Genomic DNA, 11,172 nt, shown 5'->3' with positions numbered 1-11,172 from the left:
CTACGAACTGCAGCGTTGGGGATTTTGTAGGGTGGGCTCTTGAGCCCACGCGGTTTGACCGCTTGAAGAGCGCACGACCGTGCGATGCCGCGGGTTTGCCGACCGTGAGACCGCGTGGGCACAGGTGCCCACCCTACGAACTGCAGCGTTGGGGTTTTGTAGGGTGGACACCTGTGTCCACGCGGTTTGACCGCTTGAACACCGCACGACCGTGTAATGCTGCGGGTTTGTCGAGGGTGAGACCGCGTGGGCACAGGCGCCCACCCTACGAACGCGCTTACACGCCGGCGTCGCGGTTGAGCAGGCCGTGCACGATGCCGGTCGAGCCGTGGGCGGCGCGGCGCAGGCGGTCGTTCACGCCGAGCCAGGCGCCGCCTTGCGGCGGGGCCTCGACCAGGATCAAGTCGGCGCCCTTGCCGTCCATGGCGCGCAGCGCCGCGTACAGCGCATGGGCAAACCCTTCCGGCGTGGCCGGCAGGCGCTCGCCGGCGTGGGTCGGCGGCAGATCCGAGTAATGGATCAGCGCGACCTTGCGCCCGGCATCGTGCAGGCGGGCCAGGGTTTGGGCCAGGCTGGCCGTGTCCTGCATCGCCACCGGCGTGTGCGGCGCATAGTGCGACTCGAGCGTGCCGGAGGCGCGCGGCGCCGCGGCGTCGGGCGCGCTCGGCAGCTGGTCGATGACCGCCGCGATCGCTTCCGCGCTCACGTGGCCGGGACGCAGCAGCACCGGGCCGTGGCTCGCCAGGCGCGACAAATCGACGATGGTCGACTCGATCCCGACCTGGGCGGCGCCGCCGTCGAGCACCATGGCGACCGAGCCGTCGGCGCCGAATTCGTCGCGCACGTGCTGGGCCAGGGTCGGGCTGACGTGCCCGAACTTGTTCGCCGAAGGCGCGGCCACCCCGCCCTGCCCGCCCTTGAAGGCGCGCAGCAGGGCGATGGCCACCGGGTGCGACGGGCAGCGCAGGCCGACGGTGTCCTGGCCGCCGCTGACGGCATCGGGAATGTTCGGCGCGCGCTTGAGGATCATGGTCAGCGGACCGGGCCAGAAGGCCTCGGCCAGCGCATGCGCCTGCGGCGGGATCTCGCAAGCCCAATGCGCGATGTCCGCTTCGGGCGCCAGGTGCACGATCACGGGGTGATCCTGAGGGCGGCCCTTGGCGGCGTAGATCGCGGCGACCGCCGCCGGATTCTCGGCGTCGGCCCCGAGGCCGTAGACGGTCTCGGTCGGGAAGGCGACCAGCTGGCCCGCTTCGAGCGCGCGCGCGCCCGCGGCAATGGCGGCCTGGTCGATGATTGCTTCGTCCATGCTCACGGCGCGATCCCCAGGATGGCGCAGGCCGCGCGCAGCTGTTCCTGCGCCTCGGCCAGAGTCGGCGCAACAAACGTCACGTGGCCCATCTTGCGCCCACGGCGCGGATCGTCCTTGCCGTACAGGTGCAGGAAGGCGCCGGGCAACGCCAGCACGCGGTCCCAGGCGGGCTCGCGCAGCTGCGCATCGTCACCCGCGCCATCGAACCAGACGTCGCCCAGGATGTTGAGCATGACGGCCGGCGAATGCTGGCGCACATCGCCCAGCGGCATTCTCGCCATCGCCCGCACCTGCTGGGCGAACTGGCTGGTGACGCAGGCGTCGATCGTGTAGTGGCCGCTGTTGTGCGGACGCGGCGCCATTTCGTTGACGACCAGGGAACCGTCTTCCAGCACGAAGAACTCGATGCAGAGCACGCCCACGTAGCCGAGCTCGGCCACGATGGCGCGCGCCGCGTCCTGGGCCTTGCGCGCGCATTCGCTCGAGACGTTCGGGCCCGGCACGGTGGTGGTGAACAGGATGCCGTCGCGGTGCACGTTCTCGGCGGTCGGATACACGACCGAGGCGCCGTCAACGCCGCGCGCGGTCAGCACCGAGACCTCGTAGGCCAGCGGCAGCATCTTTTCCAGAAGGCAGGTCACTTGCCCCATGGCGTCGAAGGCGGCGCGCACGTCCTCGCGGCTGTTGACACGCACCTGGCCCTTGCCGTCGTAGCCCATGCGCACCGTTTTGAGGATGCCAGGCAGGAGGTCGTCATCGATGGCGTCGATGTCTTCGTTCGATGCGATCACCTTGTGCGGCGCCGGCATCACGCCCGACCGCGGCGCGCAATCGACGAAGAAGCGCTTTTCCAGCACACGGTCCTGGGCGATCGCCACGCAGTTGCCGGCGGGGGCGACGAAGCTGCCCTGGGCCAGCAAATTCATGCTGTCGGCCGGAACGTTCTCGAACTCGGTGGTGACGGCGCTGCACAGGGCCGCCAATTGGCCCAGCGCGATCGTGTCGGTGTAGTCGGCGTTGACCAGGCGCTCGGCCACCTGCCCCGCGGGACACGCAAGCGAGGGCTCGAGCACGGCGACCTTGTAGCCCATCGCCTGCGCGGCGTGGGCGAACATGCGGCCGAGCTGGCCGCCTCCCATCACGCCCAGCCAGGTCGGCGGATTGGCGCTTGGGAGAAAGGGAGGATGCTGGGTATTACTCATCACGATTCAACCTGGGCTTTCAGACAGGCAGGACCATCGCCTGGGCGGCGGCGGTCTGGTCCTTGCGGAACTGCTCCAGCTGCGCGGCCAGGGCGTCGTCGTTGGCGGCGATCATCGCCACCGCCGTCAGCGCGGCGTTCGCGGCGCCGGCTTCGCCGATGGCGAAGGTCGACACCGGCACGCCTTTCGGCATTTGCACGATCGACAGCAAGGAATCCTCGCCGCGCAGGTATTTCGAGGGCACCGGCACGCCCAGCACCGGCACGATGGTCTTCGCCGCCACCATGCCCGGCAGGTGGGCCGCCCCGCCGGCGCCGGCGATGATGGCGCGCAGGCCGCGCGAACGCGCGCTCTCGGCATACGCGAACATCTCGTCCGGCATGCGGTGCGCCGAGATCACCTGCGCCTCGAACGGCACGCCGAATTGCTTGAGCACGTCGACCGCGTTCTTCATCACGTCCCAGTCCGAGGACGAACCCATGATGACGCCGACCAGCGGCTTGTTCACTGCTTGTTCCGTCATCTTATACCTTCAGCTTTTCGCCGGTCAGGCGTTCGATGGCTTCGAAATACTTGGCCTGGGTTTTCGCGATCACGTCCTGCGGCAGGCTGGGCGCCGGCGCGGTCTTGTTCCAGTCGGAGAGCGTTTCCAGGTAGTCGCGCACGAACTGCTTGTCGAAGGACGGCGGCGACATGTCCGGCGCGTACGAATCGGCCGGCCAGAAGCGCGAGGAATCGGCGGTCAGGACTTCGTCCATCAGGTGCAGCACGCCGTTGTCGTCCAGGCCGAACTCGAACTTGGTGTCGGCGATGATGATGCCGCGGGTGGCGGCGTAGTCGGCGGCGGTCTTGTAGAGCTGGATCGAGACGTCGCGGATCTTGTTCGCCAGTTCCGAACCGATGCGCTGCTCCATGTCGGCGAACGAGATGTTCTCGTCGTGCTCGCCGATGTCGGCTTTCGCGGCCGGGGTGAACAGCGGTTCCGGCAGTTTATCCGCCTGGCGCAGGCCGGCGGGCAATTCGATGCCGCAGATCTTGCCGCTTTGCTGATAGTCCTTCCAGCCCGAGCCGATGATGTAGCCGCGCACGACGGCCTCGACCAGGATGGGTTTCAAGCGCTTGGCGACGACGGCACGGCCGCGCACCTGCTCGACTTCCTCCGGCGCCACGACGCTCTCCGGCGCCACGCCGGTCAGGTGGTTCGGCACGATGTGGCCGAGTTTCTCGAACCAGAAGTCGCTCATCTGGTTCAGCACCATGCCCTTGCCGGGGATCGGCTCGTTCATGACGACGTCGAAGGCCGACAGGCGGTCGGTGGTGACGATCAGGATCTTGTCGTCGCCGACGGCGTAGTTGTCGCGCACTTTGCCGCGGCCGAGCAGTGGCAGGGACTGGATCGTGGATTGGTAGAGGCTGTTCATAGAAGGGCAATCAGGGGGGTACAAACTAAGCGAACATCGGCAGGCCGACAACGACGCCGCCCGCCGATAAGACTGATAAGAAGCGCGGGCTGCCGCAGCAGCCCGTTCCAAACGCAATATTACTTGACGACTTGCGCCAGCTCGCCGGCCTTGTAACGCTCGGCCATTTTTTCCAGCGGGATCGGCTTGATCTTCGCGGCCATGCCTTCGCAGCCGAAGGACAGGTAGCGCGCCTTGCAGACCTCGGTCGCGGCTTCGCGCGCCGGCTTCAGGTAGTCGCGCGGGTCGAACTTCGACGGGTTCTGGAACATGTACTTGCGGATCGCGGCGGTCATGGCCAGGCGGATGTCGGTGTCGATGTTGATCTTGCGGACACCGTGCTTGATGCCTTCCTGGATCTCTTCGACCGGCACGCCATAGGTCTCTTTCATGTCGCCGCCGAATTCGCGGATGATGGCCAGCAGTTCCTGCGGCACCGACGACGAGCCGTGCATCACCAGGTGGGTGTTCGGGATGCGGGCGTGGATTTCCTTGATGCGGTCGATCGCCAGGATGTCGCCGGTCGGCTTGCGGGTGAATTTATAGGCGCCGTGCGAGGTGCCGATGGCGATCGCCAGGGCGTCGCACTGGGTGCGCGCGACAAAATCCGCCGCCTGGTCGACGTCGGTCAGCAGCTGCTCGCGGGTCATGGTGCCGTCGGCGCCGTGGCCGTCTTCCTTGTCGCCCTTCATGGTTTCCAGCGAACCGAGCACGCCCAGTTCGGCTTCCACCGTCACGCCGATAGCGTGCGCGAACTTCACGACCTCTTTCGACACCTCGACGTTGTATTCGTAGGAAGCGACCGATTTGCCGTCGGCTTCGAGCGAACCGTCCATCATCACCGAGCTGAAGCCCGAACGGATCGCGGCCATGCAGACCGCCGGCGACTGGCCGTGGTCCTGGTGCATGACGACCGGGATGTGCGGGTAGGCTTCGACGGCGGCGTCGATCAGGTGGCGCAGGAAGGCTTCGCCGGCGTACTTGCGCGCGCCTGCGGAGGCCTGCATGATCACCGGCGAACCGGTGGCATCGGCCGCGGCCATGATGGCCTGCACCTGCTCCAGGTTGTTGACGTTAAACGCCGGCAGGCCGTAGCCGTGTTCGGCGGCGTGGTCCAGCAATTGACGCAGTGATACGAGTGCCATGGTTAGTACTCCAATAGAAAAAAACCTGTTCTTGGCTTCGACAACGCGAAGCCGCGATTAATCCTTGTAGGTCTCGCCCACGCGCACGATCTTGAGCGCGTTGGTGCCGCCGGCCTCGCCCATCGGCGAGCCCCAGGTCACGACGATGGTGTCGCCCGGGTTCACCATGCCCTCCTTGATCAGGAGCTCTTCCGCCTTGCGCAACACGGCGTGGCTGCCGCCTTCCTGCAGCAGGTGGAATGCTCGCACGTTCCGGTACAGCGAAGCCTTGCGCTGCGTCGTTTGTGACGGGGTCAGGGCAAAAATCGGGGTGTCGATGTTATGACGGCTCATCCACAGCGCGGTCGAGCCCGACTCGGTCAGGGCGACGATCGCCTTCACCGCCAGGTGGTGGGCGGTGAACAGCGTGCCGTAGGCGATCGACTGGTCGATGCGGGTGAATTCCACGTTCAGGAAGTCCGCGTCGAGCTTGTTGTATTCCGATTGCTCCGCTTCCAGGCAGATCGCGGCCATCATTTCGACGGTCTCGACCGGGTACTTGCCCGATGCGGTCTCGGCCGAGGTCATGACGGCGTCGGTGCCGTCCAGCACGGCGTTGGCCACGTCCGACACTTCGGCGCGGGTCGGCACGGCATTGACGATCATCGACTCCATCATCTGGGTCGCGGTGATCGCCAGCTTGTTCGAGGCGCGCGCCATGCGGATCATGCGCTTTTGCAGCGCCGGCACGGCGGCATTGCCCACTTCCACCGCCAGGTCGCCGCGCGCGACCATGATGCCGTCGGAGGCGTCGAGGATTTCCTGCAGCACGGGAATCGCTTCGGCGCGCTCGATCTTGGCGATCATCATCGGCTTGTGGCCATACGGCTCGCCGGCGATGTTGGCCAGCTGGCGCGCCATCTCCATGTCGGTCGCGCTCTTCGGGAAGGAAATGGCGAGGTAGTCGGCCTGGAAGCTCATCGCGGTCTTGATGTCTTCCATGTCCTTCGAGGTGAGCGCCGGCGCGGTCAGGCCGCCGCCCATGCGGTTGATGCCCTTGTTGTTCGACAGCTCGCCGCCGACCTTCACCGTGGTGCAGATCTCGTGGCCGACGACGCGGTCGACGACGAGGACGATCAGGCCGTCGTTGAGCAGCAGCTTGTCGCCCGGCTTCACGTCGCGCGGCAGCGCCTTGTAGTCGAGGCCGACGCGTTCCTGGTTGCCCAGCTCGCCATTTTCTCCCCACTTGGCGTCGAGGATGAACTTGTCGCCATTGTTCAGGAAGATCTTGCCCTCTTCAAACTTGCCAACGCGGATCTTCGGCCCCTGCATGTCGGCCATGATCGCCACTTCGGTGCCGCATTCGGCGGCGGCGCGGCGCACCAGCGCGGCGCGGTCGATGTGGTCCTGCGCCTTACCGTGCGAAAAATTCAGGCGCACGACGTCGACGCCGGCGCGGATCATTTTCACGAGGATGTCGAAGTCGGTCGAGGCAGGGCCGATGGTGGCAACGATCTTGGTCGCGTTGTACAGAGGGCGCATGTGCTGAAATCCTTGATTCTGAAAAGAGAAGCGCAGCCCCGGGGGCTGCGCTGTGTTACTCGTTACTGGGCCTTACGCTGGAGCAGGATCTCGACTGCCGGCAGGGTCTTCCCTTCGAGGAATTCGAGGAAGGCGCCGCCGCCGGTGGAGATGTAGCCGATCTTGTCGCCGATGTTGTACTTGGCGATCGCCGCCAGGGTGTCGCCGCCGCCGGCGATCGAGAAGCCCTTCGAGTCGGCAATCGCCATGGCGAGCGTCTTGGTGCCTTCGGCGAACTGGTCGAACTCGAACACGCCGACCGGGCCGTTCCAGACGATGGTGCCGGCCTTGGCCACCTGCTCGGCCAGCATGGCGGCGGTCTTCGGGCCGATGTCGAGGATCATGTCGTCGTCCGCCACGTCGGCCACGTCCTTGACCGTTGCCGCGGCCGTCGGCGAAAACTCCTTGGCGCAGACCACGTCCACGGGAATCGGCACCGAGGCGCCGCGCGCGCTCATCATGTCGATGATGGATTTCGCTTCATTGACCAGGTCGTTTTCCGCCAGCGACTTGCCGATGTTCAGGCCGACGGCCTTCATGAAGGTGTTGGCGATGCCGCCGCCGACGATCAGGTTGTCGACCTTGCCGGCCAGGCTTTGCAGGATCGACAGCTTGGTCGAGACCTTCGAGCCGGCGACGATGGCCAGCAGCGGACGCTGGGGCTGGCCGAGGGCCTTGCCCAGCGCATCGAGTTCGGCGGCCAGCAGCGGACCTGCCGCGACGACGGGTGCATATTTTGCGATGCCGTGGGTGGTCGCTTCCGCGCGGTGGGCGGTACCGAAAGCGTCGTTCACGTAGACGTCGCACAGCTTGGCCATCTTCTGGGCCAGTTCGTCCGAGTTTTTCTTCTCGCCCTTGTTGACGCGGCAGTTTTCCAGCAGCACGACCTGGCCCGGCGCCACATCCACGCCATCGACCCAATTCTGCTTCAGCTCGACCGGCTGGCCGAGCAGCTCGGACAGGCGCTTGCCGACCGGCGCCAGGCTGTCTTCCTGCTTGAATTCGCCCTCGGTCGGACGGCCCAGGTGCGAGGTCACCATGACGGCGGCGCCGGCCTTCAGCGCAGCCTGGATCGCCGGCACCGAAGCGCGGATGCGCGTGTCTTCGGTGATGTTGCCGGCGTCATCCTGCGGCACGTTCAGGTCGGCGCGGATGAAGACGCGCTTGTTGGTCAAAGCATCGCGGTCGATCAGGTCTTGCAAGCGGGTGAAACTGAGAACGGCGTCCATGGCGACTCAACAGTGAAATAGTGAAAAAACGTTATTCTACCTCAGGGCGCAGTGCCAAAAACGTGTAGGAGGCGCAACAGTGTGAAGGCAAGCATGCCGAACACGATGGTCTGCAGCATATTGCGCCGCCACAGGTAGAAGCCCAGCGCGGCGATACCCGCCAGCAGCTTCGGATTGCCCAGTTCCAGGTGGGCGTTACCCGCACTGTCGAGCAGCAGGTCGGGGCCGATGATGGCCGCCAGCGCGCAGGCCGGCGCATAGCGCAGCATGTCCTGGATGCGCGGCGGAATGCTCACCTTGTGCCCGACCAGCCAGAAGCCGCTGCGGGTGATGGCGGTGGCCAATACCAGCACCACGATGACGGCCCAGATTTCCCAGTCAGCCATGGCGGCCCTTTCGTCGTTGAAGGATGTTTTCGGCCGTCAGCGCGGCCAGCATGCCGGCGACCACCGCCACCAGCAGGCCCAGCTTGTACGGAAAACCGTTGGCCAGCACCGCGACCGTGCCCGCGACCAGCACGCCGCACAGCGCGGCGCTGTTGACGATCAGCGGCACCGTAATGCACAGGATGGCCAGCGTGCCGGCAAAGCCCAGGCCCCATTCGGCGGGAATGGCGCTGCCGAGGAAGATGCCGATCAGGGAACCGGCCTGCCAGGCGCACCAGTTCGGGAACATCAGCCCCTTCAGGTAGGACAGCTTGCCCTTGACCGGCACGGCCGTCGGGAAACGCTGCAGGAACAGGGCAATCGTCAAGTCGCCGGAGATATAGCCGTAGAACAGGCGCTGGCGCCAGGGCAGGTGCGTGAAGTGCGGCGCCAGCAGGGCCGAGAAGATCACGAAGCGCAAATTGACCACCAGGGCGGTGGCGAAGATCACCCAGATCGGCGCATGCGCGACGATCAGCGGCAGCGCCGCCAGCTGGGCGGAACCCGCGAACACGAGCAAGGTCATACCGCTGGCCTGCAGCACGGTCAGCCCGGTCTTGACCATCGCGATGCCGACGACCATGCCCCAGGCGGCAATGCCGAACAGGGTCGGCAGTCCCGTCTTGACGCCTTCGCGCCAGAGCGCAGGATCGTGTTCCTCGATGACTTGCGGTGCGGCTTGCGTAACGGGCGGCGCGCTCATGTCGCCTTCCTGCAACAGCCTGGATGAGGAAACACTGCGGTAACGCGGAAGATGAAAAGCATGAAATGCAGCGGATAAATTTAGGGTGGGCACTTGTGCCCACGCGGTACGCACGCAAACCCTGGCCACGTGTAGCGAAATGTCGCTCGCACCGCGTCCCAGACCCGCAAGCAATGTGAACAATCCGTCATTCTACCGATCATCCCGTTCCCCCGCTCGAATCCGTTAAAATCCCCTCTTTGCCTAACTTTGCTCGACGGAGAACTTTCAATGAACGTAAAGACGATGCCTGTGGTGGAACTCGAGGCCAAGGACCTGCCGGCGCACTGCCCGAATCCGGCCATGCCGCTGTGGTCGTCGCACCCGCGCGTCTTCCTCGATTTCGATCATGAAGGCACGGCCAAGTGCCCGTACTGCGGCACCCACTACCGCCTGGCGCCCGGCGTCGAGTTCAAGCACCATTAAGCCGCCTTTGGCGGACTTGCGCCGCTTGCCATGAACTATCGCGCTCCAGCGTGGCTGCCCGGCGGCCACCTGCAAACGATCTATCCCGCGACCTGCATCGCCAAGCCGCCGGTCGCCTACCGGCGCGAGCGCTGGCTGGTGTCGGATCCTTTGCTGGGCGACGACTTCGTCGACGTCGATTTCGTCGACGGTGAGCCCGGCAAGCCGCTGGTCGTGCTGTTCCATGGGCTGGAAGGCAGTTCGAACAGCCATTACGCGCGCGGCCTGATGGCGGCGCTGGCCAGCCGCGGCTGGTCCGGCGCGGTACCGCATTTCCGCGGCTGCTCGGGCGAAGCGAACCGCACCGCCCGCTTCTATCACTCCGGCGACGCCGCCGAGATCGCCTGGATCATGGACCGCCTGCGCCAGCGCGCGCAGGGTCCGTTGTACGCCGCCGGCGTCTCGCTCGGCGGCAACGCCCTGCTGCGCTGGCTCGGCGAAGCCGGCCACGGCGCCGATTTCGTGGCCGCCGCCGCCGCGATTTCCGCTCCGCTCGACCTGGCGCGCGGCGGCGAAGCCCTGTCCTCGGGCTTCAACATGCTTTACACGCGCATGTTCCTGCAGACCCTGAAACCGAAGTGCCTGGACAAGCTGGAACAATTTCCCGGCCTGTTCGACCGCGAGGCCCTGCTCGCCGCGCGCGACCTCTACGCCTTCGACAACGTCGTCACTGCCCCGCTGCACGGCTACCGCGATACCGACGACTACTGGCACCGCGCCAGCGCGCGCCACGTGCTGCACGAGATCACGGTACCGACGCTCGTCCTGAACGCCCGCAACGATCCCTTCCTGCCGGGCGTGCACCTGCCGACCAATGCCTCGAAAGCGGTGACGCTGGAATACCCGGAGGAAGGCGGCCACGTCGGCTTCCCGGTTGGCCGTGTTCCGGGGCGCATCGACTGGCTGCCGGCGCGCCTCCTTTCGTTCTTCGACGGCAGCCGCGCGCCGATTGCTCACGACTTGTGCGATGCTGCTACCCATGGATGACATCGTAATTCAGGCAATGGCCAAGTGGCCGAACGTGCCGCACTGCTACGGCTGGCTCGCCCTCGACGCGCGCGGCGGCTGGCGCATGCGCGACGAAGCGGCCCAGCAGGCGAACGCGCCCGGCGACCGGCTGACCAATGAAGCACTGGTCGGCTTCATCAACCGCAACTACCTGCACGACGAGCAGGGCCGCTGGTATTTCCAGAATGGGCCGCAGCGCGTGTACGTCAATCTCGAAGCGACGCCTTTCATTGCGCGCACCGATCCGGCGCAGGGCATGGTGGTGCAGACCGGGGCTGCGATTCCTGCGATCGAGCGCTTGTACCTGACCGAAGCGGGCGAAGCGATCGTGCAGGCGGGCGAGATCGTGGCCCAGGTCGACGACCGCGATGTGGCGCAATTGTTCGAAGGTCTGGAACTGGACGGCAAGCCGGCCGGGGACGAGGCCTTGATGGCCTGGATCGAAGGCGGCAGCGGATCGATGACGCTACGCTATCGTGGCGCGGCGGTGCCGGTGGAGCGCATCAGACGCGAGGAACTGGCACAGCGCTTCGGCTTCGTGCGTACGCCCGCGCAGGGTTGATACGAAACCTGGTGTTACGTCCGCGCCTGTCCTTTCAGGCCCCGGCATGTAATAGCCTCGAC

At 65.9% G+C, this 11,172-nt stretch carries 12 protein-coding genes; 3 read left to right on the top strand and 9 right to left on the bottom strand.

Features of this window, described 5'->3' with window-relative positions; all coding sequences use genetic code 11:
- Nucleotides 1-277 precede the first annotated feature (277 nt).
- The 9 genes from RT688_RS11535 to RT688_RS11495 form a co-directional block, all read right to left on the bottom strand.
- On the bottom strand, nt 278-1,309 hold the full coding sequence (locus RT688_RS11535; RefSeq protein ID WP_313705019.1) for an L-threonylcarbamoyladenylate synthase: 1,032 nt from the start codon (nt 1,307-1,309) through the stop codon (nt 278-280).
- Nucleotides 1,310-1,311: 2 nt separating this feature from the next.
- On the bottom strand, nt 1,312-2,514 hold the full coding sequence (locus RT688_RS11530; protein ID WP_313705018.1) for a 5-(carboxyamino)imidazole ribonucleotide synthase: 1,203 nt from the start codon (nt 2,512-2,514) through the stop codon (nt 1,312-1,314).
- A gap of 19 nt (nt 2,515-2,533) precedes the next feature.
- A complete protein-coding gene (purE, locus tag RT688_RS11525) occupies nt 2,534-3,037 on the bottom strand; it encodes a 5-(carboxyamino)imidazole ribonucleotide mutase (protein ID WP_313705017.1) in 504 nt (167 codons plus the stop codon).
- 1 nt (nt 3,038) lies between these two features.
- Nucleotides 3,039-3,935: a phosphoribosylaminoimidazolesuccinocarboxamide synthase gene (locus RT688_RS11520; RefSeq protein ID WP_313705016.1), complete on the bottom strand. Its 897-nt coding sequence runs from the start codon at nt 3,933-3,935 to the stop codon at nt 3,039-3,041.
- 119 nt (nt 3,936-4,054) lie between these two features.
- A complete protein-coding gene (gene fba / locus RT688_RS11515; RefSeq protein WP_313705015.1) occupies nt 4,055-5,119 on the bottom strand; it encodes a class II fructose-bisphosphate aldolase in 1,065 nt (354 codons plus the stop codon).
- Between the two features lie 57 nt (nt 5,120-5,176).
- Nucleotides 5,177-6,631 carry a pyruvate kinase gene (gene pyk / locus RT688_RS11510; protein WP_313705024.1) on the bottom strand — a complete coding sequence of 485 codons (1,455 nt, stop codon included), beginning with the start codon at nt 6,629-6,631 and terminating at the stop codon, nt 5,177-5,179.
- Between the two features lie 71 nt (nt 6,632-6,702).
- Nucleotides 6,703-7,908 (bottom strand): phosphoglycerate kinase, encoded by a 1,206-nt coding sequence (locus RT688_RS11505; RefSeq protein ID WP_313705014.1) that lies wholly within the window; start codon nt 7,906-7,908, stop codon nt 6,703-6,705.
- Between the two features lie 41 nt (nt 7,909-7,949).
- Nucleotides 7,950-8,294, bottom strand: a complete 345-nt coding sequence (locus tag RT688_RS11500; RefSeq protein WP_313705013.1) for an AzlD domain-containing protein — start codon at nt 8,292-8,294, stop codon at nt 7,950-7,952.
- Nucleotides 8,287-9,036: an AzlC family ABC transporter permease gene (locus RT688_RS11495; RefSeq protein WP_313705012.1), complete on the bottom strand. Its 750-nt coding sequence runs from the start codon at nt 9,034-9,036 to the stop codon at nt 8,287-8,289. The genes RT688_RS11500 and RT688_RS11495 overlap by 8 nt, the downstream gene beginning before the upstream one ends.
- Before the next feature lie 270 nt (nt 9,037-9,306).
- On the opposite strand from RT688_RS11495, the gene RT688_RS11490 reads away from it, so the two are divergent.
- From RT688_RS11490 to RT688_RS11480, 3 genes are read left to right on the top strand one after another with little or no spacing between them, the layout of a single operon-like run.
- Nucleotides 9,307-9,501 carry a zinc-finger domain-containing protein gene (locus RT688_RS11490; RefSeq protein WP_312548618.1) on the top strand — a complete coding sequence of 65 codons (195 nt, stop codon included), beginning with the start codon at nt 9,307-9,309 and terminating at the stop codon, nt 9,499-9,501.
- 30 nt (nt 9,502-9,531) lie between these two features.
- Entirely contained in the window at nt 9,532-10,527 is a 996-nt protein-coding gene (locus RT688_RS11485) for an alpha/beta fold hydrolase (RefSeq protein ID WP_313705011.1), read from the top strand.
- Entirely contained in the window at nt 10,520-11,110 is a 591-nt protein-coding gene (locus RT688_RS11480; RefSeq protein WP_313705010.1) for a DUF2946 family protein, read from the top strand. The genes RT688_RS11485 and RT688_RS11480 overlap by 8 nt, the downstream gene beginning before the upstream one ends.
- Nucleotides 11,111-11,172: the final 62 nt, after the last annotated feature.

Origin of the sequence: Massilia sp., assembly GCF_032106685.1 — a bacterium.
Lineage (GTDB): Bacteria > Pseudomonadota > Gammaproteobacteria > Burkholderiales > Burkholderiaceae_D > Telluria.
This window is presented reverse-complemented; position numbering and strand designations above follow the sequence as displayed.

Coding starts and splice junctions, on each gene's coding strand:
- RT688_RS11495 (WP_313705012.1), bottom strand. CDS start 9,036: ATGAGCGCGCCGCCCGTTACGCAAGCCGCACCGCAAGTCATCGAGGAA.
- RT688_RS11485 (WP_313705011.1), top strand. CDS start 9,532: ATGAACTATCGCGCTCCAGCGTGGCTGCCCGGCGGCCACCTGCAAACG.
- RT688_RS11505 (WP_313705014.1), bottom strand. CDS start 7,908: ATGGACGCCGTTCTCAGTTTCACCCGCTTGCAAGACCTGATCGACCGC.
- purE (WP_313705017.1), bottom strand. CDS start 3,037: ATGACGGAACAAGCAGTGAACAAGCCGCTGGTCGGCGTCATCATGGGT.
- RT688_RS11520 (WP_313705016.1), bottom strand. CDS start 3,935: ATGAACAGCCTCTACCAATCCACGATCCAGTCCCTGCCACTGCTCGGC.
- RT688_RS11535 (WP_313705019.1), bottom strand. CDS start 1,309: ATGGACGAAGCAATCATCGACCAGGCCGCCATTGCCGCGGGCGCGCGC.
- RT688_RS11530 (WP_313705018.1), bottom strand. CDS start 2,514: ATGAGTAATACCCAGCATCCTCCCTTTCTCCCAAGCGCCAATCCGCCG.
- RT688_RS11490 (WP_312548618.1), top strand. CDS start 9,307: ATGAACGTAAAGACGATGCCTGTGGTGGAACTCGAGGCCAAGGACCTG.
- RT688_RS11480 (WP_313705010.1), top strand. CDS start 10,520: ATGGATGACATCGTAATTCAGGCAATGGCCAAGTGGCCGAACGTGCCG.
- fba (WP_313705015.1), bottom strand. CDS start 5,119: ATGGCACTCGTATCACTGCGTCAATTGCTGGACCACGCCGCCGAACAC.
- RT688_RS11500 (WP_313705013.1), bottom strand. CDS start 8,294: ATGGCTGACTGGGAAATCTGGGCCGTCATCGTGGTGCTGGTATTGGCC.